This window comes from Microbacterium sp. NPDC007973 (assembly GCF_042958465.1).
Classification (GTDB): Bacteria; Actinomycetota; Actinomycetes; order Actinomycetales; family Microbacteriaceae; genus Microbacterium; species Microbacterium galbum.
Genome location: NZ_JBIBJJ010000004.1, coordinates 89,095 through 110,869, shown reverse-complemented (window position 1 = coordinate 110,869; position 21,775 = coordinate 89,095). Strand labels below are relative to the sequence as shown.

The 21,775-nt window shown below is 73.3% G+C and carries 22 protein-coding genes; 10 read left to right on the top strand and 12 right to left on the bottom strand.

What is annotated here, in order from left to right; genetic code table 11:
• The first annotated feature begins 103 nt into the window (after positions 1-103).
• Complete coding sequence (locus ACFZA2_RS13235; protein ID WP_391405612.1) at positions 104-682, top strand: TetR/AcrR family transcriptional regulator; 579 nt, start codon at positions 104-106, stop codon at positions 680-682.
• Positions 679-1,827 (top strand): GDSL-type esterase/lipase family protein, encoded by a 1,149-nt coding sequence (locus ACFZA2_RS13230; RefSeq protein WP_391405608.1) that lies wholly within the window; start codon positions 679-681, stop codon positions 1,825-1,827. The genes ACFZA2_RS13235 and ACFZA2_RS13230 overlap by 4 nt, the downstream gene beginning before the upstream one ends.
• 28 nt (positions 1,828-1,855) lie before the next feature.
• Here the strand turns inward: ACFZA2_RS13230 and ACFZA2_RS13225 are convergent, their stop codons facing one another.
• Genes ACFZA2_RS13225 through ACFZA2_RS13210 form a run of 4 tightly spaced genes read right to left on the bottom strand, consistent with a single transcriptional unit; the run spans position 1,856 to position 5,150 of the window.
• On the bottom strand, positions 1,856-2,782 hold the full coding sequence (locus ACFZA2_RS13225; RefSeq protein WP_391405605.1) for a nucleoside hydrolase: 927 nt from the start codon (positions 2,780-2,782) through the stop codon (positions 1,856-1,858).
• Positions 2,779-3,615 (bottom strand): PfkB family carbohydrate kinase, encoded by an 837-nt coding sequence (locus ACFZA2_RS13220; protein ID WP_391405602.1) that lies wholly within the window; start codon positions 3,613-3,615, stop codon positions 2,779-2,781. The genes ACFZA2_RS13225 and ACFZA2_RS13220 overlap by 4 nt, the downstream gene beginning before the upstream one ends.
• Positions 3,616-3,633: 18 nt before the next feature.
• Entirely contained in the window at positions 3,634-4,119 is a 486-nt protein-coding gene (locus tag ACFZA2_RS13215) for a hypothetical protein (RefSeq protein WP_391405599.1), read from the bottom strand.
• A gap of 5 nt (positions 4,120-4,124) precedes the next feature.
• Complete coding sequence (locus tag ACFZA2_RS13210; protein ID WP_391405597.1) at positions 4,125-5,150, bottom strand: FUSC family protein; 1,026 nt, start codon at positions 5,148-5,150, stop codon at positions 4,125-4,127.
• Between the two features lie 305 nt (positions 5,151-5,455).
• Between ACFZA2_RS13210 and ACFZA2_RS13205 the strand changes: the two genes are divergently transcribed.
• Positions 5,456-5,920: a DUF3817 domain-containing protein gene (locus ACFZA2_RS13205; RefSeq protein WP_391405594.1), complete on the top strand. Its 465-nt coding sequence runs from the start codon at positions 5,456-5,458 to the stop codon at positions 5,918-5,920.
• A gap of 25 nt (positions 5,921-5,945) precedes the next feature.
• Here the strand turns inward: ACFZA2_RS13205 and ACFZA2_RS13200 are convergent, their stop codons facing one another.
• The 4 genes from ACFZA2_RS13200 to ACFZA2_RS13185 all read right to left on the bottom strand — a co-directional run bounded on the left by ACFZA2_RS13200 (position 5,946) and on the right by ACFZA2_RS13185 (position 8,756).
• A complete protein-coding gene (locus ACFZA2_RS13200; RefSeq protein WP_391405591.1) occupies positions 5,946-6,491 on the bottom strand; it encodes a hypothetical protein in 546 nt (181 codons plus the stop codon).
• Between the two features lie 119 nt (positions 6,492-6,610).
• Positions 6,611-7,714, bottom strand: coding sequence for a class I SAM-dependent methyltransferase (locus ACFZA2_RS13195; RefSeq protein ID WP_391405588.1), 1,104 nt, complete (start codon positions 7,712-7,714; stop codon positions 6,611-6,613).
• 55 nt (positions 7,715-7,769) lie between these two features.
• A complete protein-coding gene (locus ACFZA2_RS13190) occupies positions 7,770-7,919 on the bottom strand; it encodes a hypothetical protein (RefSeq protein ID WP_298873232.1) in 150 nt (49 codons plus the stop codon).
• A gap of 24 nt (positions 7,920-7,943) precedes the next feature.
• The gene (locus ACFZA2_RS13185) at positions 7,944-8,756 is read right to left on the bottom strand and encodes an EI24 domain-containing protein (RefSeq protein ID WP_391405585.1); all 813 of its coding nucleotides are present in this window, start codon (positions 8,754-8,756) and stop codon (positions 7,944-7,946) included.
• A gap of 75 nt (positions 8,757-8,831) precedes the next feature.
• On the opposite strand from ACFZA2_RS13185, the gene ACFZA2_RS13180 reads away from it, so the two are divergent.
• The 4 genes from ACFZA2_RS13180 (at position 8,832) to ACFZA2_RS13165 (ending at position 14,035) form a co-directional block, all read left to right on the top strand.
• A complete protein-coding gene (locus tag ACFZA2_RS13180; protein ID WP_391405582.1) occupies positions 8,832-9,662 on the top strand; it encodes a hypothetical protein in 831 nt (276 codons plus the stop codon).
• Between the two features lie 87 nt (positions 9,663-9,749).
• Positions 9,750-12,275 carry an ATP-dependent Clp protease ATP-binding subunit gene (locus ACFZA2_RS13175; protein WP_391405579.1) on the top strand — a complete coding sequence of 842 codons (2,526 nt, stop codon included), beginning with the start codon at positions 9,750-9,752 and terminating at the stop codon, positions 12,273-12,275.
• A 105-nt stretch (positions 12,276-12,380) separates the two neighbouring features.
• Positions 12,381-13,262, top strand: coding sequence for an LLM class flavin-dependent oxidoreductase (locus ACFZA2_RS13170; protein ID WP_391405576.1), 882 nt, complete (start codon positions 12,381-12,383; stop codon positions 13,260-13,262).
• Complete coding sequence (locus tag ACFZA2_RS13165) at positions 13,259-14,035, top strand: LLM class flavin-dependent oxidoreductase (RefSeq protein WP_391405572.1); 777 nt, start codon at positions 13,259-13,261, stop codon at positions 14,033-14,035. Before ACFZA2_RS13170 ends, ACFZA2_RS13165 begins: the two co-directional genes overlap by 4 nt.
• A 76-nt stretch (positions 14,036-14,111) precedes the next feature.
• Here the strand turns inward: ACFZA2_RS13165 and ACFZA2_RS13160 are convergent, their stop codons facing one another.
• The gene (locus ACFZA2_RS13160) at positions 14,112-14,603 is read right to left on the bottom strand and encodes a GNAT family N-acetyltransferase (protein ID WP_391405569.1); all 492 of its coding nucleotides are present in this window, start codon (positions 14,601-14,603) and stop codon (positions 14,112-14,114) included.
• A gap of 124 nt (positions 14,604-14,727) precedes the next feature.
• Here ACFZA2_RS13160 and ACFZA2_RS13155 point away from each other — a divergent pair, with 124 nt between their 5' ends.
• Positions 14,728-15,135, top strand: a complete 408-nt coding sequence (locus ACFZA2_RS13155) for a hypothetical protein (protein WP_391405565.1) — start codon at positions 14,728-14,730, stop codon at positions 15,133-15,135.
• A gap of 245 nt (positions 15,136-15,380) precedes the next feature.
• Here the strand turns inward: ACFZA2_RS13155 and ACFZA2_RS13150 are convergent, their stop codons facing one another.
• Complete coding sequence (locus tag ACFZA2_RS13150) at positions 15,381-17,045, bottom strand: RecQ family ATP-dependent DNA helicase (protein WP_391405563.1); 1,665 nt, start codon at positions 17,043-17,045, stop codon at positions 15,381-15,383.
• Between the two features lie 184 nt (positions 17,046-17,229).
• Between ACFZA2_RS13150 and ACFZA2_RS13145 the strand changes: the two genes are divergently transcribed.
• Complete coding sequence (locus tag ACFZA2_RS13145) at positions 17,230-18,774, top strand: ATP-dependent DNA ligase (RefSeq protein WP_391406913.1); 1,545 nt, start codon at positions 17,230-17,232, stop codon at positions 18,772-18,774.
• A 4-nt stretch (positions 18,775-18,778) separates the two neighbouring features.
• Positions 18,779-19,405, top strand: a complete 627-nt coding sequence (locus tag ACFZA2_RS13140) for a hypothetical protein (protein WP_391405560.1) — start codon at positions 18,779-18,781, stop codon at positions 19,403-19,405.
• Between the two features lie 174 nt (positions 19,406-19,579).
• Here the strand turns inward: ACFZA2_RS13140 and ACFZA2_RS13135 are convergent, their stop codons facing one another.
• Both ACFZA2_RS13135 and ACFZA2_RS13130 read right to left on the bottom strand, forming a co-directional pair.
• On the bottom strand, positions 19,580-20,440 hold the full coding sequence (locus ACFZA2_RS13135) for an NYN domain-containing protein (RefSeq protein ID WP_391405557.1): 861 nt from the start codon (positions 20,438-20,440) through the stop codon (positions 19,580-19,582).
• A gap of 276 nt (positions 20,441-20,716) precedes the next feature.
• The gene (locus tag ACFZA2_RS13130) at positions 20,717-21,700 is read right to left on the bottom strand and encodes a Gfo/Idh/MocA family protein (RefSeq protein WP_391405554.1); all 984 of its coding nucleotides are present in this window, start codon (positions 21,698-21,700) and stop codon (positions 20,717-20,719) included.
• Positions 21,701-21,775: the final 75 nt, after the last annotated feature.

Below are 21,775 nucleotides of genomic sequence, written 5' to 3'. Positions count from 1 at the left end.
CGACCACGAAGGCCCCGCACGGACGACCGTGCGGGGCCTTCGTCGTTCGCCGCTCCCCAACTACGAGTAGTAGCAAATAGCCTAATACCTATAGTCTTGTGGCATGCAACGCCCCCCGCTCACCCCGCGATCCGTCATCCGCACCGCGGCCGACCTCGCCGACGCGCGTGGCCTCACCGAGGTGACCCTCTCCGCCGTCGCCCGTGAACTCGACGTGCGCACCCCGAGCCTTTACGGCCACGTGCGCGATCTCGCGGCCCTCCGCGACGGCATCACGACCCTCGCGCTCGGCGAGGTGGGCGACCGCGCGAGCGAGGCGGTGGCCGGTCGCGCCGGGCGAGACGCCCTCCGCGCGCTGTGCGACGCGCACCGCGAGTACGCGCGCGCCCACCCCGGCCGCTGGGAGAGCCTGCAGCGCCGGGCCGGCGAGGCGGTCGTGCGCACCGAGGAGGCCGCGCGATCGAGCCGTGCGTCGGCGGCGGTGCTGCGCGGCTACGGCATTCCCGACGACGATCGCGTGCACGCGACGCGGCTCATCGGGTCGTTCCTGAACGGCTTCCTGCACCTCGAGCACATCGGGAGCTTCGCGCACAGCGCACCGCCGGCGGACGACTCCTGGCGCCTGCTCATCGACCGTCTCGACGGTCTCCTGGCTCACTGGAACGCGAAGGACGAGAAGTGATCACGACCCCCCTGACCCCGGAGTTGATTCGCGGCGGCGCGGAGCTCGAGCCGGTCGAGCGCGGCCTGCGCCTGCATCGCCTGCCGCTGCCGTACCGCTCCCGAGAGGCCGACGGGCAGCTCGCGATGGTGGAGCGTCAGCCGTCCGGCATCCATCTGCGCTTGCGGACGACGGCGACCACCCTGACCCTGCGCCTGCACGCCACGCGGGTGTCGTACCGCGGGCTCGATCGTGCACGTGGGCAGGTGGACGTGCTGGTCGACGACGTGCTCGTGCGGCGTCGATCTCTCGAAGACGGCGACGCGCTCGAGCTCGACCTGGCGACGGGAGCGGCGACTCCTCGGCCCGGGGCGGCCGACACCGTCGCAATGCGCGACCTCGCTCCGGGCGAGAAGACCGTCGAGATCTGGCTGCCCCACAACGAGCAGATCGACCTCGTCTCGCTCGAGTCCGACGCGCCGCTCGCCCCGATCGCCGACGCCCGACCGGTCTGGGTGCACCACGGCAGCTCCATCAGCCACGGCTCGAACGCCGCCGCTCCCACTGAGATCTGGCCCGTCGTCGCGGCGCGCGCCGCGGGGGTGCAGCTGCAGAACCTCGGCTTCGGGGGCAGCGCGATGGTCGACCCCTTCCTCGCCCGGGTGATCCGCGACCGGGATGCCGACCTCATCAGCGTCAAGCTCGGCATCAACGTCGTGAACGCCGACGCGATGCGGGCGCGCGCCTTCGTCCCGGCGGTGCACGGGTTCCTCGACACGATCCGCGAGGGGCATCCCGACACCCCGCTGCTGGTGGTGTCGCCGATCTTCAGCGGCATCCACGAGAAGACCCCCGGCCCGGGCGCCTTCGATCCGGAGAGCCTGCGCTCCGGGTCGGCGCGATTCGTCGCCACCGGGTCGCCCGCCGAGGTCGCGCGCGGAGCGCTCACTCTGGAGGTGATCCGGGATCTGCTCGCGTCGGTGGTGGCCGCGCGGGCTGACGACCCCGCGCTGCACTACCTCGACGGTCTGTCGCTGTACGGCGCCGACGAGGCGGTCACCCATCCGCTCCCGGACGGGCTGCACCCCGACACGGCGACGCACCGCCTGATCGGCGAGCGATTCGCGGCGGCGGCGTTCGGCGCCGGAGCTCCGCTCAGCCGCTAGCGGGCCGTCGGGGCCCGGCGCGAGCGCGTCAGAACGGCCACTCCCGCGCCTCGAGCCGCTCGAGCAGCACCTCGACCGCGGAGCCCTCCATGCCGCGCACCCAGCGCTGCGTGTCGGAGCCGCGCGACGACACCGTGCGCCCGCGTTCGCCGCGCTCGAGGCGCACGTCGACGTGTCCCGAGGTGACGCTCACGCCCCGCAGAACGCCCGCGGCGACCATCGCGGCGAGGGGATCGTGCAGGGCGCACCGGCGATCGGGGAAGACGCGTCCGGCGTAGAAGTCGAGGTACAGCGGCAGCATCGCGGCCAGCGCCTGGGGCAGGGCGCCCGGGATCGCCTCGAGGCGCACGAGGTCGGCCTCATCGAGCGTCTGCGTCATGGTGACGTCCAGCGGCACGAGGGTGGTGTCCCAGTCCTGCATGAACACGACGGCCGCCGCCTCGGGATCGTTGTGGATGTTCGCCTCGGCCCACGCCGTGACGTTGCCCGAGTGGGCGAAGGCGCCGCCCATCACGACGAGGTGGTCGAAGGCGGCGACTCCGGACGTCTCGGCGTAGGCGGCGAGGTTGGTGAGCGGACCGAGGGCGAGAACGGTGAGATCGGGATGCCGCGTCGCCAGGTGATCGATGAGCTCGACCGCGGGTCGCGCGTCGTGGGCCCGGGCGGCGGCGGTCAGGGCGATGCCGCCGACACCGTCGTCGCCGTGCACATGGGGAGCGCCTCCGGCGTAGGCCCGACCGCGGAAGTCGTGCGCGCCGATCGCCACCGGGATGTCGTGCACCCCCGCGAGCTCGAACAGCGAGAGCGTGTTGGCGGCCGCGCGGGCGGCATCCGTGTTCCCCGACACCGTCGTGACGCCGACGACCTCGACCGCCGGCTCGGCCAGCAGGTACGCCAGGGCGAGCGCGTCGTCGATGCCGGTGTCGCAGTCGACGAGGATCGGGCGGCGGGTCATGCGTCGGCTCCGTAGGTGTCGAGGTGGGAAAGACGGGGTTGCGAGGCGGGATCGGCGACCGCGGCGGCCCCCACGGCGCACGCGCGCACGAGCGCGGTCTCATCGGAGTCGCCGCGCAGCAGACCGCAGACCAGGGCCGCGCAGAACGCGTCGCCCGCGCCGACGGTGTTGACGACGGTCGAGGCGAGTCCCGGGGCGGATGCCGCGAGATCGCCGTAACGGTAGAGGCGAGCACCCGCGGCGCCCAGCGTCACGCACAGCAGCGGCACGTCGTGCACCTCGGGGAGCTGCGCGTACTCGGTCTCGTTGACGATGACGACGTCGCACTTCTCGAGCACGCCGGGCGGGAGCGGGCGGGCGGGGGCGGCGTTGACGGCGAGGAAGCTCGACGCGCGCGCGGCGGCGATCACGACGGCATCCGACACTTCGAGCTGCAGCAGCACGGCGCTGTCGGGCTCGATGCGCAGGTGCGTCGCGTCGATCTCGGCGTTCGCCCCCGGGCACACCACGATCGAGTTCTCGCCGGTCGCATCGACGACGATGAGCGCCGTTCCCGTGGCGGCCGACGCCGTCTGCACCCCGGAGGCGTCGATGCCCTCGGCCGCGAGCTGCGTGCGGATCCCGCGCCCGTCGAGGTCGTCGCCGACCGCGCCGACCAGACGCACGGCGGCGCCGAGGCGGGCCGCGGCGACCGCCTGGTTGGCGCCCTTTCCCCCCGGTCCGCGCTGCAGCACGCCGTCGGCGACGGTCTCGCCCGCGGCGGGCGCGCGGTCCACGCGCGCGGTGAGGTCGACGTTGATCGCACCGACGACGGTGAGGGAGGGGGACGGCATGCGCGGGTCCTTTCGAGATCAGTGCAGCAACAGCTTCGCCACGATCAGCAGCGCCGACACCAGCGCGGCCCCGATCGCCGTCAGGACGACGCCCACGAGGGAGTACCCCCGCAGGCGCGCTCCGGCCGTCGCGACGACGACGAGGTAGGCCATCGCCACCCCGACGCCCCAGAGCAGCGCGGTCGCCAGGGCGACACCGAACGCGACGAGGAGCACGACCACGAGCAGCGGTAGGAACGTCACCGACACCATGGGCGCGCTCACCGCGAGGTGGTGGCGGAAGATCCTCGACGGGCGCTCGGGGGAGGTGTCGCCGAGCGAGTACGCGAAGACATGCGTCGCGAAGTACACGAGATTCGTCAGCGCGACCACGGCCACGACGAGTCCGAGCTCGCTGTCGCTCAGCCCGATGAGCGTGGATGCCGAGACGAGCGCGCCGTAGCAGCCCGCACTGATGCGCTCGGCGGCGTCGTGTCCGAGGCGGCGGGGGGAGCGGGCATCCATCGTCGTCACCCCCGCGTTCCGCGGCGGCGGAGTCCGGCGGAGACGATCGCCACCGCGGTGCCGACCGCGACGCCGATGACCGTCTCGATCACGCGGTCGCGCAACAGCAGGTCGGGGGAGGCGGGCGAGGCGAGGGAGATCATCAGCAGCGCGAGCGGGGTGATGAAGAGCATCGCGATGCCGTAGTTGCGCCCCACGAACAGTTCGGCCCCGGCCTGCAGCACGACCGCCACGGCGATGACGAGCCACGGCGGGAGGTGGAGGGTGAGCAGCCCCGCCGCGATCAGCACGCCGAGCAGGGTGCCCACGAGGCGTTGGACGCCCCGGATGAGGCGCGCGGTGACGTGAGCCCCGCCGACGGCGGCGACGGCGCCGACCATCGCCCAATACCAGTGCGTCCCGACCAGCAGCGCCCCCGCGATGCCGGCGAGCAGTGCGGCGATTCCGACGGTCGCGGTCATCTCCCACGCCACTGCGCCGATCGGCGGCCGGGGGCGCGTCGGACGCGCCCACGACCCCCGGCGCGCCAGCACGAAGACGGTCGTGACGAGCAGGCTCCACGCCACGCTCGCCCCGCCGACCACGACGACGGTTGCGAACGTCGACGCCGTCGCCGGGAAGCTCGCGGTGGCCCCCGCGGCGAACACCGCGAAGAGCGCGCCGGGAGGATGCCACTGGGCGCGGTAGGCGAAGAGCGTCACGATCGCGGCGAGCACGGCGACGACCGCGACGCTGACGGGGGCGGGCGTCGACAGGGCCGACAGGGCGGTGCCCACGAGCATCGAACCGACGAGGATCACCCCCGCCGTCGCCTGCATGCGCACACGGGCTCGCGGCGCGTCGGTGCGGCCGTACAGGGCGGCGAACGCGCCGAAGCTCGCGTAGACGGCGAGGTCGAGGCGGTTCAGCAGCAGGAGGGCGATCAGGGGGATGCCGACGCTGAGCACCGCGCGCACCGCGACCCGATGATCGCCGCGGTGGGGGCCGACCCGGATGACGCCGGTCCACACGCGCCCCCGGGATTCCGCCACCCCTCCAGCCTACGCGCCGGGTGGGTGGCATCCGTTCCGAGATGGCGGCGTCAAGGCCGTGGCCTGCGCGCGGGGATCTGGTGAGGTGGGGGCATGGATGCCGACCGCGAGAAGCCCCCGATCGAACCCGGGCCCGAGCCCGACACCACCACGGCCGCCGAGGGGGAGCGTTCCGACCCGAGCCTGGACGGCGACGACCAGCCGATCGAGTGATGGGCGGCGGGACGTCTCGACGTCGAAGGGTGCCCGGGTGACCCGTCGAGCCCTTCTGTAGGGTGGGAAGTCCCGACCGATCGAGGAGAGACGTGTTCCGCACGCCCCTGACCCTGTTCCGCATCCTCGCGATCGCCGAGGCGGTCTCGTGGACGTTGCTCATCGCCGGCCTCATCCTGCGGGCCACGGCCGACCTGCCGATCGCGGTGTCTATCGGCGGCGGCATCCACGGCTTCGTGTTCCTCGCCTACGGCGCCACGGCCGTGCTGGTGGCGTTGAACCAGCGGTGGGGCGTCGGCCCGGCCGCGATCGCGGTCGTGAGCGCCGTCATCCCGTACGCCACCGTGCCGACGGAGATCTGGCTGCACCGCACGGGACGCCTGCGGGGTGCCTGGCGACTCGACGAGACGCCGGATCCGCGCGATCGTCGCCCGCTCGACCGCCTGTTGCGCTTCTTCCTGCGCCGACCCGCGATTCTGGGCCTCGTGCTGGTCCTCGTCGTCGCGCTGGTGTTCGTCGTGCTGCTGATCGCTGGTCCGCCGGGCGGCAAGGGCTGACCGCTCGCGCGGTGGTGCGCGGGCGTCACCGCACGTGGATGCGCACGCTCGCGGGCGCGATGCGGCACGTCGCCAGGAAGGTGGTGACGGTGCCCGAGACGGTCGCCGCCGCCCGCCCCACGCCCAGGAACGCCACCGTGCTCCGGCGCACGCGCTGGCTGGCGGCGTCATCGACGAACCGGCGCATCGTGTCACCCGAGCGGCCCGCGGTCGACACGTCGAGCTCGACCCCCAGCACCGGCCCGGTCGTCGACTCGACGCGCCACTCGACCGTGGCGACGCCGCCGCCGCGGCTGGTCATGACCAGCGTCGCCGACCCGCATTCCTCGCCGCCGACCTGCTCGGTGCGCAGGGGCGCGGATGCCGGAGCGGAATCGGCCCCGCACAGGGCGATGCCGTGCAGGCGGGCGTACTCGCGTCCCGTCGCCGTGATGCTCGAGCAGTCGGCGAGCGCCGGTGTCGACACCGTCGCATCCAGCGGGTCGGCGCGCGTGTCGGCCAGGGCGGGCGCGGGGCCGGAGAGCAGAGCGGCGAGGACGATGAGAGTGGTGGCGACGGCGGGCACGCGCATGGTGCTGTCCTCCCTCCTCGTCGAGCGTCCCCGAATCTACGCCGAAGCGCGTGCCGATGCGACGGCTTGCCTGCGCGACGGGGACACGGCATGTCCCGCCGTCGCGCCCCCTCGGTCGGTCACCGCTTGGTCGACACCGTCACGGTGAACTTGCGATCGCGGGCGACCTGGCGGGTCGGGCCGACGAGGCGCTCGAGGGCGGGTCGATACTGCAGGGCGGAGTTCCACACGGTCCACAGCTCGCCGCCCGGCCGCAGCACGCGCGCGGCGTCGGCGAACATGCGCGGAGCGAGACCGTCGGCGAGGGCCGCACCCGCGTGGAACGGGGGATTGAGCGCGATGAAGGAGCTGCTGGCATCCGGTCTCGCCCCCAGCACGTCGTCGCGGTCGACGCGCACGCGGTCGGCGACGCCATTGGCCGCCGCGGTGGCCCGGGCCGAGGCGACGGCGACCGCGGACTGATCGCACGCGACGACGTGCAGCGAGGGGGTGCGCACGGCCAGCGCCGCCGCCACGACCCCCGTGCCGCACGCGAGGTCGATCGCCTCGTCGCCGCGCGGGGCGGGCAGGTGGGCGAGGAGCAGGCGGGTGCCGATGTCGATCGAGGCTCCCGCGAAGGCGCCGCCGAAGGCGCGGATCCGGATGCCGTCGACCTCCGCCTCGTCGGGGACCGGGGTCGCGCCGCCGCGCGGTCCGCGGGCGAGGAGCACGCGCGACTTCTGCCGCGCGTGCGAGACGTCGACGCGGTCGAAGTGCTCGCGGAGCACCTCGTTCATCGCGAGCGTCATGTGCTTGATGCGCCCGCCCGCGAACACCTGCACCTCAGGGTGGGCGTGCAGGGCGATGAGCCCGGCCGCATCGGCCAGGGCCCGCAGCGAGCGGGGAAGGCGCATCAGCACGACGCGCGCACCGCGCAGCAGGTCGGCATCGAGCGGGAGCGAGGTGAAGGCCTCGTCGAGCCCGGCGTCGGAAGCGTTCGCGGCCAGCGCCCGTTCGCCGAGCAGCTCGTCCTGGTGCACGCGGATGCCGCGCGCCCCCGCGTCGGCGGAGGCCAGGGTGAGCGCGCCGTGCGTGTCGCCGATGACGACGAGGGCGCCGTCGGGGAGGTCGGCGCGGGCGACGGCCGACTCGTCGAGGATCAGGCGATCGGCGGCGTCGAGGGCGACGAGGTCGGGACCCTCGAGATCGGGGCGGCGACGGAGGGCGTCGAACGAGAAGGGCACCGTGCAACGGTACCCGGCGGCTCGGCGCCGCTCACGCGGACGCCGAGCGGAGGACTTACCGCGTGCCGAAGTGGAAGGGCAGGGCCAGGGACGCCGTGACCAGCAGGATGCCGAGGGCGAAGAACAGCGCGGGGGCCGCGAGCGAGAACGACAGTCCCGTCAGCAGCATGCCGCCGACGAACAGGATGAGCGAGACGATGAACATGAAGATCCCTTCGGTCGCTCCAGGCTATCGTGCCGCGTCGGAGGAACGGTCCGCGGCCGGCGCGGGTTGCGTCACGGCCCCGCCGGCCTCCCTCGTCTGAGGGGGCGACGCGGCGGACCCGAGGGCGTCGTGCGCCCAGAGGGTGCTGCCGGCGACGGCCGCGGGCATGACGGCCACCGCGCCGAACGGCACGAGGAAGCAGAGCTGGGTGGCGACCCCGAATCCGAGGGCGCGGGCGCGATGCGCGCGGATGATCGCGCGACGCGCGCGCCGGTCAAGGCCCCGCGCCGAGAGGGCTCGGGAGGTGAGCTCGTCGGCGAGGAGCCAGCCGGTGAGCAGCACGCCGGCGACGAACCCCGCGACCCCGCCGACGAAGGGGATCAGGCCCAGCAGCCAGGCGAGGAGAGCGGCCGGGATGCCGCGGAGGATGAGCAGTGCGCTGTCGCCGACGGCTCGCCAGAAGCCGTACTCGGCCTCGGGGACCTCGCCCGTGGCGCTGCGTTCGGTGGCGCGCCAGATGCGGTCGTAGAACGGCTCGCCGACGGCGAGGGTGACGGCGGTGAACGACACGACGGCCAGCAGCAGGGCCGCGCCGAACGACGCGACCCCGATCGCGGTGCGCAGCGCCCCCGCCCAGAAGGGCGCCCAGCCGTCGGCGAAGGGCGTCCAGTCGTCGACGAGGCCGGGCAGGACCAGCCCCCAGGCCACGAGGGCGCCGCCGAAGACGAGGCCCACGAGCGTCCCGGGGATGAGTCCGAGTGCCATCGCGCCCGGCGTGCGACGCCATTGGCCGAGCCCACGAGCGAGGAGACCTGCTCCGGCGAGGAATTCGCGCATGCGGGAAGTCTTCCAGACGCCGCCGACACCCGCCGGGCGACCGGTCTTGTCGGCGGCTCCTGCCAGGATGCGGGTATGCGCATCCGCACGACGTCGACCCAGCGCACGTACCGGTACGTGCGGCTCGCGATCGTGGGGGCCACGGTGTTCCTCGCCGTCGGCGTCGGAATCGAACTGGTCGGGAGGGGCGTGCTGCCCTCGGTGAGTGCGGCGTACTACACGCCCGCCGGTCCCGTCTTCGTGGGCGCTCTCAGCGCCATCGCGCTGGCGCTGCTCGCCCTGTCGGGGCGCAGTGTGGAACAGGGGCTGCTCGACGTCGCGGCCGTGCTCGCCCTCGTCATCGCGTTCGTGCCGACCTCGGTCTCCTGCGGTGTCGACGTGCGATGCATCCCGCCCGAGGTGCGCGCGACGGTCGCGAACAACGCGGGGGCGGTGGCATCCGTGGTCCTTGTGGGGGTCGTGGTCGCGATCGTGCTCGCGCGGGTGCAGGGCACGCTGAGTCGCGGGGTGGTGACGACGGCCGCGGTGGTCACGGCGATCGTGCTCGGCGGCGGCGTCTGGGCCCGGGTGGCGCCCGAGGCCTTCCTCGCGCGCGCGCACGAGGCCGCCGCCGTCGCGTTCTTCGTGCTCATCGCCGTCGTGGCGGGCCTGGCCGCGTGGCGCCCCCGGCCCGCGCGGGTGAGGCGGAGCCGCCTGCGCGTGGCGTACGCGACGGTGGCGGGGGCCATCGCGGCCACTCTGGTGCTGCTGATCGTCGGGGTTCTCGCGGGGGTGGAGCAGCGCGGCATCCCGGTGGTGCTGGTGGGGGAGTCGGTGGCGCTGGCCCTGTTCGCGGTGTTCTGGATCGTTCAGACGGTGGAGCTCTGGGACGAGGTCGACCCGTCGATCGCGGCCACCCGGGAATAGCCGCGCGGGTGACGCGTTGAAGTTGATACGACGGTGCTCAAGTTGCAGACTTGAGCCAACCGCACTCACGTATCACAGGAGACGGAATTGCCCGAAGACTTCACCCCCGGCGCCGGGGAAGACGGCGCCCAGTCGTTCGACGAGTTCCTCGCGCGCTACCTCGCGGGCGAGCAGGCACGCGCCGAGCGCTCGATCGACCTCAGCCGGTTCCTGAGCGCGCGGACGCAGGACGCGCTCCAGGAGGCCGGTCGCTTCGCCCTCGGCCGCGGGCAGCGCGAACTCGACGCCCTGCACGTGCTGCACGTGCTCGTGGGGCGCTCGCCCGCGAAGGACGCCGTGGCCCGACTCGGCGCCGACCCGGCCGCGATCGCGCGTGCCGCCGAGAGCCGCCTGCCCGCCGCGGGCGCCCCGGCGCACGTCGACGGAGCGGTCGTCGCGGGTTCCGTGCAGCGCGCCCTCTTCCACGCCTTCCAGGTCGCCCGCGCCGCGGGCTCGACCTACGTCGACCCCGACCACCTCTTCTTCGCTCTCGTGCTCGCGCAGGACGCCCCGGCCGGGCAGATCCTCGCGCAGGCCGGCGTCACCGCCGAAGCCCTGACCCAGGGCGTGCGCGAGACCGTCGTGGGCGGGGAGCAGAGCGGTGCCCCGACCGAGGCGGCATCCACGACCCCGAACCTCGACCGCTTCGGCACCGATCTCACCGCGCGCGCCGCGGCGGGCGAACTCGACCCCGTGATCGGCCGCACCGACGAGATCGAGCAGACCATCGAGATCCTCAGCCGTCGCACGAAGAACAACCCCGTGCTCATCGGCGAGGCCGGCGTGGGCAAGACCGCGGTCGTCGAGGGACTCGCCCGTGCGATCGTCGCGGACGAGGTGCCCGAGCAGCTGCGCGACACCCGCGTGGTCTCGCTCGATCTGGCCGCGATGCTCGCGGGTGCCCGCTACCGCGGCGATTTCGAGGAGCGCCTCACCCAGACGATGGACGAGATCTCGGCATCCGACAAGCTCGTCGTCTTCATCGACGAGGTGCACACCCTCGTCGGCGCGGGCGGCAGCGGCGACGGATCGATGGATGCCGGCAACATCCTCAAGCCCCGGCTCGCTCGCGGCGACGTGCACCTGATCGGCGCGACCACCCTGCGCGAGTACCGCACGATCGAGAAGGACCCCGCCCTCGAGCGGCGCCTGCAGCCCGTGCGCGTGGGGGAGCCCTCGATCACGGATGCCGTGGAGATCCTGCGCGGCCTGCGCGCCGCCTACGAGCAGCACCACGCCGTCGCCTACACCGACGACGCGCTGCGCGCCGCGGTGGAACTCAGCGACCGCTACCTGCCCGACCGCGTGCTGCCCGACAAGGCGATCGACCTGATCGATCAGGCCGGAGCCCGGCTGCGCCTGCGCCTGGGCGTCTCGGTCGACACTTCGGCGCTCCTCGAACGGCTGGCCACCCTCGAGGCCGATAAGAACGCCGCCGTGTCCGCCGAGCACTACGAGGAGGCCTCGCGCCTGCGCGACGAGATCGCCGCCGTGCAGAGCCGGCTCGACGATGCGACGACCGCCCCGCGCGGCGCCGCGGTGGTGGACGAACCCGAGATCGCCGCGGTCATCAGCCGGGCGACCGGCATCCCGGTCGCCCGTCTCACCGCCACCGAGCGCGGACGTCTCGCCGAGCTCGAGACGGAGCTGCACGCCCGCGTCATCGGGCAGGACGACGCGGTCGCCGCTGTCGCCAAGGCCGTGCGCCGCAACCGCACCGGCATGGGGGACGAGAACCGGCCCGTCGGATCGTTCCTCTTCCTCGGACCCACCGGCGTCGGCAAGACCGAGCTCGCGAAAGCGCTCGCCGGCTCCCTCTTCGACGACGACGGTTCCGTCATCCGCTTCGACATGAGCGAGTTCGGCGAGCGTCACACCGTTTCGCGTCTGATCGGTGCCCCTCCGGGATACGTCGGCTATGACGAGGCCGGTCAGCTCACCGAGCGCGTGCGCCGCAACCCCTATGCGGTCGTGCTGTTCGACGAGATCGAGAAGGCCCACCCCGACGTGTTCACCCTGCTGCTGCAGGTGCTCGACGACGGTCGACTGACCGACGGTCAGGGGCGGACGGTCGACTTCCGCAACACCGTGATCGTGATGACCTCGAACCTGGGCGCCGAAGTGCTGGCATCCCGCTCGGGGGCCATCGGCTTCACCACCACGGGTCGCGACTTCGCCGACGACGACCTGCGCGACCGCGTGATGGGCAAGCTCCGCGAGGCGATGCGGCCGGAGTTCCTCAACCGCATCGACGACATCGTGCTGTTCCGCAAGCTCGAGAAGACGCAGCTGCGCGAGATCGTGCGGCTGCTGCTGGGCGCCACCTCGCGCCGGCTCGCGGGCCGCGAGGTGAATCTCGAGGTGACGGATGCGGCGATCGACCGCCTCGCCGAGGTCGGGTACGAGCCCGAGTACGGCGCCCGGCCGCTGCGCCGCGTCATCCAGCGCGAGGTCGACGATCGCATCGCCGACCTGTTCGTCTCCGGCGCTCTGAGCGACGGCGGGACGGTGACGGTGGATGCCACGGATTCGGCGTTCGTGGTGATGCCCGTCGTGTCGGCCGTCGCCGCCTGACGCGCGGTTTCTTCGACGCCCCCGGTGCTTCGGCGCCGGGGGCGTCGCGTCGTCCGCGGGCGCCACCCCTGCCCGGATGTCGGAGGTTCGGGGCAGAGTAGACGCATGAGTCGTATCGGCACGATCTTCAGCCCGTACCCCCACCCGCCCGAAGAGATTCGCGACGCCGCACGCGCGGCGGAGGATGCCGGTGTCGAAGAGCTGTGGCTGTGGGAGGACTGCTTCCGCTCGTCCGCCTGGGCGGCTGCGGCCGCGGCCCTGGCCGTCACCGACCACCTCCGCATCGGCGTGGGCATCGCGCCGCTCCCGCTGCGCAACGTCGCCGCCTCCGCGATGGAGGTGGCCACGATCGAGCGCATGTTCCCGCAGCGGCTCCTGCCGGGCTTCGGGCACGGCGTGCAGGACTGGATGCGCCAGGTCGGCGCCAAGGCCGCGTCTCCGCTGACGCTCATGCGGGAACAGCTCCCGGCCCTGCGCGCCCTGCTGGCCGGCGAGACCGTGTCCGCCGAGGGGCGGTACGTGAAGCTCCGCGACGTGGCCCTCGACTGGCCGCCGGCGACCGCGCCGCTCGTGTACGCCGCGGCCGAAGGACCCAAGACGCTCGCTCTCGCGGGCGAGGTTGCCGACGGCGTGGTGCTCGACAGCCGGCACACGGTCGCCGAGATCGCCGCCGCCGTCGAGACCGTGCAGACCGCGCGCCGCGCGGTCGGCCGCGCGGGACGGGCCGACGTCGTTGCCTACGTGCTGACGGCGTTCGGTCCCGACGCGCGCGAGCGCGCGACCGCGGTGCTGCACGATCGGCCCGACGCCGCCGACCGGGTGCTCGCGGGTTCCGTGTCCGAGGTCGCCGAGGGCGTCGCCCGGTTCCAGGCGGCGGGCGTCGACGACGTGGTGCTGCTGCCCACCGACGACGTCGACCTCCGCGCGTTCTTCTCGGCGGTGGGCCAGGTCGCGGTCGCCGTTCCCGAGGCCGGGGGCGTGTCATGACCCGCGGTGTGGTCTCGCTCGGGGTGGCCGGGTCGCTTGGCCCCGATGCGATCGCCAGGATCGCCCCCGAGGTCGAGAAGGCCGGCTTCCACACGCTGTGGGTCAACGACACCCCCGACGGCGACGCCCTCGCGGCGCTCGCCGCGGCCGCGCGCGTGACCGAACGCCTCCGGCTGGCGACGGGCGTCGTGCCGGTGGATCGGCGTCCCGCGTCCGCGATCGCCGCCGATGCGGCATCCCTGTCGCTCCCGCTCGATCGCGTGACCATCGGCATCGGCTCGGGCATGGCGCGTGAGGGCGCCCTCGCGCGCCTGCGCGCGGCCGCCGACGAGCTGCACGCCGCCGGTATGCCGCGCGTGCTGGTCGGGGCACTGGGCCCGAAGATGCGCCGCCTCGCCGCCGAGCGCGCCGACGGCGTGCTGCTGAACTGGGTACCCCCGACCGAGGCCGCCGACCAGGCAGCCGCCCTGCATGACATCGCGCCCGAGACGCACGTGGCGGTCTACGTGCGCACCGCCATCGTGCCCGCGGCGCGCGAGCGCCTCGAGGCCGAGACGGCGCGCTACGCGTCGTTCCCGAATTACGCCGCGAATTTCGCGCGGATGGGGGTGGATGCCATCGACACGACGATCCGCGACGTCACCGAGCTCGCCGACGCCCTCGACGCCTACGCCGCCGCCGCCGACGAGGTCGTGCTCCGCGCGATCGTGCCGGACGACACCGTGGCCGCCTACGTCGACTTCGCGCGACGGACGGCGCCGAACCCGGGCTGAGAGGCGCGACCCGCGCGCGTCCGCGCCCGGTCTGGTCCCGGGGCTCGTGCTGCGCCGCCGCGCCGCGTCGTCCGCCTCAGCGCACCAACCGGACGGTCTCCTTCATCGGGCCGAACGAGGACTGCGCCCCGTCCGCGACGAAGCCGTTCCGGCGGTAGAACGCACGGGCGCGGGGATTGTCGGCGGCCACCCACAGCGAGGCGGGTCGTTCGCCCAGGACGGCATCGAGAAGGCCCTGCCCCGCTCCCGTCCCGTGGGCGGCGGCGAGGACGTAGATCATGGTCAGCTCTTCCGGTCGCGCGGCATCGGCATCCGGGGTCGGTTGCACGGACGCGAACCCGACGATGCGTTCCCCGGCGACGGCCACCACCGTCGAGAGGACGTCATCGGCGAGGTTCGACCGCCACATGCCGATCCGCGGCTCGACGGCGAACCACGGGTTCGTCTCCGGATCGTCGACGAACCGCCCGTACGTCTCGCGCCACGAGGTCGCGTGCACGAACGCGATTCCCTCGGCATCCTCGGGCCGGGCCGGACGGATGGTGATGGTCGTCTCCGCGGGCGTCATGGCGAGAGCTTAGGAGACGCGGGCATCGGGCGCCTCCGGGCACGCGGGTCGGCGCCGCGGCTTCCCTAAGCCGAGATCCCCCACGATCGGCCCCGCGCGTCGAGCGCGGTGGCAGACTGACCGGATGCCACGACGACGACGCCCCACGCTCCGATCGGTCTCGCGCGGCGCGCTGGCCCTCCTGCTGGTGGCGGCGGGCGCGGGCCATCTCACGTGGGGACGTCGTGGCTACCGCATCGTCGTCCCGGGATGGGCGACGCGACTGCTGCACACGGACAAGGACGCCATCGTCGTGGCATCCGGCGCCGTGGAGATGGTGCTCGGGGTCGCGCTGATCGCTCTCCCGGCCGAGCGTCGGCGTATCGGGGCGGCGATCGCCGCATTCTTCGTCGCGGTGTTCCCGGGCAACGTGCACCAGTGGCGCACCGGCCGCCCGGCACCGGGCCTGAACACCGACCGGTCCCGGTTCATCCGTCTCTTCCTGCAGCCCCCGCTCATCGCGTGGGCGTGGTGGTCGACCCGCCGACGCTGACACAAAGAGCCTGTCCCTCATGCCCTGGGGCGCCGCCGCCAGGTGCAGCAGCGATCACGCATGGACCATGTCCCACTTGTGGTCGGTTGGAGGGGCGTCAACCCACAACATGTGAGACACGCACCGCCATATCTGGGACATGTCGGCCTCTCGCAGCCGTAGGACCCTCCGCCGCGCCGCCACCGCGGCGCCGCCGCGCCGCCGCCGCCGCGCCGCCGCCTGCGCCCCGCCCGCGCCGCCGCGCCTCAGGCCGCTTCGCCCAGCTCCAGCACGCCGGTCTCGAACGCCGCGCGCGCCAGCACCTTGTACCCGTGCTCGGGGAAGAACACCGTGAGGCGGTCCTCCTCGACGCCCATCACCGTCCCGGTGCCGAACTCGCCGTGGTGGACGACGGAATCGATGCGGATGCCGTCCGCGTCGGCCGCCGCGGCATCCGGGGCCGTCGTCTCGACCGGGGCCGGAGCGGTGGCGTCCGCGTCGCAGCGGTCGCACGACCCGCAGTGGGTCGGGGTCTCGACACCGAAGTACTCCAGCAGGGCTCGACGGCGGCAGTGCGAGGTCTCGGCGTAGCCGCGCATGATCTCGATGCGTGAGGCGCGGATGCGCTCCTCGGCCTCGTCGCGATCGCGGACCGCGGCCACCGCATCGCCCGCCGACGCCTTCGTGCGCGCGGAGACGCCGTCGGGACCCGACTCGGCGAGCTCGCACGCGACCAGCTGATTGAGCACGCGCCCGATGGCACGGACCGAGCGGCCCGACGACGCGGCGATGTCCTTCGCGCGCATCGGCTTCTTCGCCCGCCGCAGCTCGTCCCAGACCCCGGCGACATCGGCGCGCTTGCTGTGCCCACCGGCGAAGAACGAGCGCAGCGAGAAGTCCTCGGCGCGGTAGTGCAGGATCGCGCGGGCAGGGCGGCCGTCGCGCGCCGCGCGGCCGATCTCCTGGGCGTACGAGTCGAGCGACTCCGTCACGTCGGCGTGCACGATCAGGCGCACGTCGGACTTGTCGACGCCCATGCCGAAGGCGGAGGTGGCCACGACGACGTCGAGGTCGCCCGCGCTCCACGCGGCGTGCACCTCGTCCCGACGCTTCTGCGCCATCGCGCCGTGATACGGCGCCGCGCGCAGCCCGAGGTCGGCGAGCTCGTCGGCGTAGGCGTCGGTCTCCTTGCGCGTCGCCACGTACAGCAGCGTCGGGCCGTCGGCATCCTGCACATCCGCGATCACGGCGCGACGCTTGTCGTCGTCGTGCTCGTGTCGACGGACGGCCATGTGGATCTCGGGGCGGTCCATCCCGCGCACCTCGAGGTGCGGGGCGCGCATGCCGAGGCTCGAGACGATGTCGTCGCGAACGGGGGCGGATGCCGTGGCGGTCAACGCCAGCACCGGGGGGTGGCCCAGAGCCTCGATCGCGTCGCCGATGCGGGCGTAATCGGGGCGGAAGTCGTGCCCCCACGCCGAGACGCAGTGCGCCTCGTCGATCACCACGAGCCGCACGTCGGCGCGCGCGAGCCGGTCGAAGACCTCGCTGTTGGCGAGCTGCTCCGGAGCGAGGAAGGCGTAGACCGGCTCGTCGCCCTCGATGGCCGCCCACGCGGTGCGCTTGGCGCTCGCGCTCGTGCGGGAGTTCAGCGCGACGGCGGCGGGGGCGTCGGGAGCGCGGTCGATCGAGTCGATCTGGTCGCGCTGCAGGGCGAGGAGGGGCGAGATGACCACGGTCACGCCGCCGAGCTCGCACCCCGCGATCTGGTACACCGCCGACTTGCCGGCGCCGGTGGGGAAGACGACGAGGGTGTCGCGTCCGCTGACCACCGCGTCGATCGCCTCGGCCTGGCCCGGGAGCAGGTCGTCCCACCCGAAGACCTCACGGGCGGTGCGGGCGGACTGTTCGAGCGTGGCGGGAGCGTTCACGAAGACCTCATTCCTGGGGGAGGGTTCCCAGCACACCTCAGGCATCCCGCAACGGCTCGGGGGTTGCGGGCGGGGCCGACGTGTGGTGCGCGACGCGTGAGCCGCACCGTCCGGCGAGATGGCACGCGCCGTGCGCCGACGCAAGCGGCGCGGCGATGTCGGAGGGGGATGCCAGGATGCCGACATGCTCTTCGGCGACATCGAGACGGCGCTCGCGACGGTGACCGGCACACGCTCGCGTCTGGCGAAGGTCGACGCCCTCGCGCACCTGCTGCGCGGGCTCGCGCCCGACGAGATCGTCCCCGCGGTGGGGATCCTCACCGCCTCCCCGCGCCAGGGGCGACTCGGCGTCGGATGGAAGACGCTGTCCAGCCGCGGGGGAGAGCACGCCGACACCCCGTCGCTGACCGTCTCCGACGTCGACGAGGCCTTCGACCGACTCGTGTCCCTCGGCGGCAGCGGATCGGGCGCGCAGCGCACCGCTCTGCTCGACGAGGTGGCCGGTCGCGCCACGGCCGCCGAGTGGCACCTGCTCGTGCGGGTGATGACGGGCGAACTGCGCACGGGTGCCCTCGAAGGCGTGCTCCTGGATGCCGTCGCCCGGGCCGCCGATCGCGACGGTGCCGCCGTGCGACGCGCGGCGATGCTCTCGGGCGACCTCGGCGGCACCGCGCTCGTCGCGCTCACGGGCTCGGACGCCGAGCTGGATGCCGTGGGACTCGTCGTCGGCCGCGGGGTGCAGCCCATGCTCGCCTCGACCGCGACCTCCGTTGCGGAGGCGCTGGCCGTCGCGGGGCGCGCCTCGGTGGAGTACAAGCTCGACGGCGCGCGCGTGCAGGTGCACCGCCAGGGCGACGAGGTGCACGTGTACACCCGCACCCTCGCCGACGTCACCCACCGCGTCCCCGAGATCGTGGAGGTCGTGAGGGGTCTACCCGTCGAGGCGGTGATCCTCGACGGCGAGACGCTGTCACTCGACGACGACGGTGCCCCGCGCCCCTTCCAAGACACCATGGCGCGATTCGGCGCCGAGGCCGCGCGCGAGATCGCCCTGCGACCGTGGTTCTTCGACATCCTGCATCTCGACGGGCGCGACCTCGTCGACGAACCCCTCGGAGCGCGCCTCGACGCGCTCGAGCGGGTGGCGGCGGGCTGGCGCATCCCGGCCGTCGTCACCGACGACTCCGACGCCGCAGAGGCCTTCGCGCGCGACGCCCTGGCGGCGGGTCACGAGGGCGTCATGATCAAGGGGCTCGACGCGGCCTACACCGCGGGCCGCCGCGGCAAGAGCTGGCTCAAGGTCAAGCCGGTACACACGTTCGACCTCGTCGTGCTCGGCGTCGAGCGCGGCTCGGGTCGCCGGTCGGGCTGGTACTCCAACCTCCACCTCGGCGCCCGCGATCCCGAGGGGGTCTTCGGCGAACCGGGTGGTTTCGTCATGGTCGGCAAGACGTTCAAGGGCCTCACCGACGAACTGCTGACCTGGCAGACGGCGCACTTCGCCGACCGCGAGACGGGCGAGGTGCCCGGCGGCATCCGCGTCGTCCCCGACACCGTCGTCGAGATCGCGATCGACGGCGTGCAGCGGTCGGTCCGCTATCCCGGGGGAGTGGCCCTGCGCTTCGCCCGCGTGAAGCAGTACCGCTCAGACAAGCCCGCGGCCGAGGCCGACACGATCGACACCCTGCGCGCGCTGCTGCCCGGCGGCGGTGCGGCGACGGAAGGATGACGCGATGAGTCTGGCCCCCTGGCTCGACGGTGAGCTCGGCTACCGCAGCTTCGGCACCCCCGGTGCTCCGCGCGTCGTCGTCGTGCTGCGCACCGGAGACGTCGCCACGACCGATCCCGATGCCCGCGTGACCTCGACATTTGACGTGCGCGTCGTGGCGGTCGGCCTCGATGCTCCGGAGCTCGAGGACCCGCCGGTCTTCGGCGGCCAGACGCCCGCCGGACTCACCGTCGAGGCGCTCCGGGCGCTGCTCGACCGCGAGGCCCCCGGCGCGACGGTGGGGCTGGTCGGCGAACGATCGGCGGGGCCGATCGCGATCTATCTGGCCGCCGCCATGGGCCCGGTCGTGGACCGTCTCGCGATCGTGGGCGTCGAGAGTCCCGTCGACCCCCTCAGTCGCGACCTGCGCACCCCTCTCCTCGACCACCTGGATGCCGAGGCGCTCGTGATCGTGGGCGGTGAAGGGCCCGCGGATGCCGACGACGCGCAGTGGTACGTCGATCGCATGCGCGTCGCCGAGATGGAGGTCGTCCCCGCCGACGAGATCGGCTCGGTCAACGGCCACGTCACGCTGACGTCGGTCTGGGAGCGCGTGCTCGCGCACGTCGCGCCCGGCACCGAGCGCCGCTGACCCGCCGCGCCCGCGCGCCCGCGCACCGCGGTCTCGCGCGCCGTGCGCCCACGCCCCCGCGCGCCCGCGCGCCCTCCGCCACCACCGAGTGTCCACGACATCCGGACGATTTTTCAGGCGTCCGGGTGTTCTGGACACTCGTCCAGCGCGGGGCGGCGGAGCCGGCCGCGCGCCTCAGCTTCTGGCGACGGCGCGCACCTGCACGACGTTCGACTCCTCGTCGACCTCGACGTGGTCGGTTTGGGCCTTGAGGAAGTCCGAGAAGCTGCGGAACCCGAGCGCCTTCTCGCTGAACGACGGATCGAGGCGCTTCATGAGGTCCTTGACCGCCGAGGCGTGCAGCCACTCGCCGTCGGCGCGTTCGGCCTCCAGCTGCATGGCGCGGTCGAGCAGGTCGACAGCGGGGTCCTTCGAGCGCTTGCGGGCGCGGGGCCGCGAGGGCGCGGCATCCTTCTTCGTCTCGGCGAGCTTCGGGATGCCGGGCAGCGAGTCGTAGGCGTCGAACCGGTCGCAGGCCGCGGCGAGCGACTTCGCCGTCGACCCCGCCACCCCCACGCCCACGACGTAGCGGCCGAGGCGCTTGACGCGCTGAGCGAGCGGGACGTAGTCGCTGTCGCCGGCGACGATCACGACGTGCGTCAGGTCGGGGAGGCGGAACATGTCTTCGACGGCATCCACCGCGAGCCGGATGTCGGCGCCGTTCTTCGCGTACGCCGCCGCGGGGAAGAGCTGCACGAGGTCGACGGCGCGCGCCACCAGCTGCGAGCGGTACTCGGCGTTCACCGGAGCCGACCAGTCGGCGTACGCGCGCGTGAGCACGAGCGTGCCGAACGAGGCTGCGTAGTCGATCACGGCGCCCACGTCGATGGTCGCCTTGGTGAGGCGTTCCGCGATCTCGGGGTCCATGGGGTTCTCGGCGATCTTCTGCCGGTCGCGCGAATACGCGTTGCGCCCGTGCACGCGGTCATACCACGACATCACGATGTTGTCGAAGTCGAGGTAGACGGCGACGCGGGCGGTCTGGGTGTCGGGCATGCCTCCAGTCTGACCGGTCGCGCCCCCTCCCGGGTAGCCGCGGTGCGATCCGGCATCCGTCCCGCCGTGGTCCGTCACGCGCTGCGTGTGGTCATCGCGCCGACGAGGCATCCCGGATGCTGCCGGGCCGGGGCCCCGGTCCGCGCACCGGGGCGCCACGGCCGCGTCCCGGTCCGTCCGGCGCGCAGCCGCCTCCCGCGATGTCCCGCCGAGACGCCGGGACGCGACGCCCCGCCCGACCACGAGGTCGGACGGGGCGGGTGACGGGCGGCGCGCTCAGCGCTCGCCGGGATACACCACGCCGATCTGACGACGCACCTCGTCGAGCACGCCCATGATCGCGACGGTCTCGTCGATCCCCAGCACGTCGCTCGAGATCGCGCCGTCGGCGACGAGGCGCTCCGCCGCGAGAGCCTGGAACTGCATGCCGCGCCCCTCGATCTCGCTGGTGAACTCCTCCGTGACCGTGCCGTCGGAGGCGATCACCCGGAACGAGGTGGGCGTGTACCAGACGCGGTCGATCTCGATGCGGGCCTCGGTCCCGACGACCTGCGCCGTGTCGGCGCCCGCCGCGCGCGATGACGACACCGTGGTCGACAGGGCGCCGCTCTCGTGCACGAACATGGTCGCCACCTCGGCGTCGCTGCCGGCATCCGAGATCCGGGCGAGTGCCGACACCTGCTCGGGCAGGCCCAGCACGTCGACGGCGAACGAGATCGGGTAGATGCCGAGGTCGAGCAGGGCGCCGCCGCCGAGGGCGAGGTCGTTGAGGCGGTGCGCCGGGTCGGTCGAGATCTTCTGCGTGTGATCGGCGGCGACGACGCGGATCTCACCGAGCGTTCCGGCGGCGATGATCTCGCGGATGCGCACCATGTGCGGCAGGTAGCGCGTCCACATCGCCTCCATCGCGAGAAGGCTCTTCTCGGCCGCCTTCTCGCGGATGGCTGCGGCCTCCGCCTCGTTCAGGGTGAACGGCTTCTCGACCAGCACGTGCTTGCCGTGGTCGAGGGCGAGCAGCGCGTTCTCGACGTGCGAGGGGTGCGGGGTGGCGATGTAGACGATGTCGACGTCGGGGTCGGCCACGAGGTCGTCGTACGAGCCGTGCGCGTGCGGGATGTCGTACGCCGCGGCGAATTTCCGCGCGCTGTCGAGGCTCCGCGAGCCGACGGCGGTGACGTCGAGGCCCGCGGTGCGCAGGTCGGAGGTGAAGGCGTGCGCGATGCCGCCCGTTGCGAGGATGCCCCAGTGCAGTCCGGTCATGCGCTCCACCGTATCCGTGCCCGGGCCGCCCGGGCGCCGACAGGACGCCGCACGCACCTCAACCGGCGACGCGGG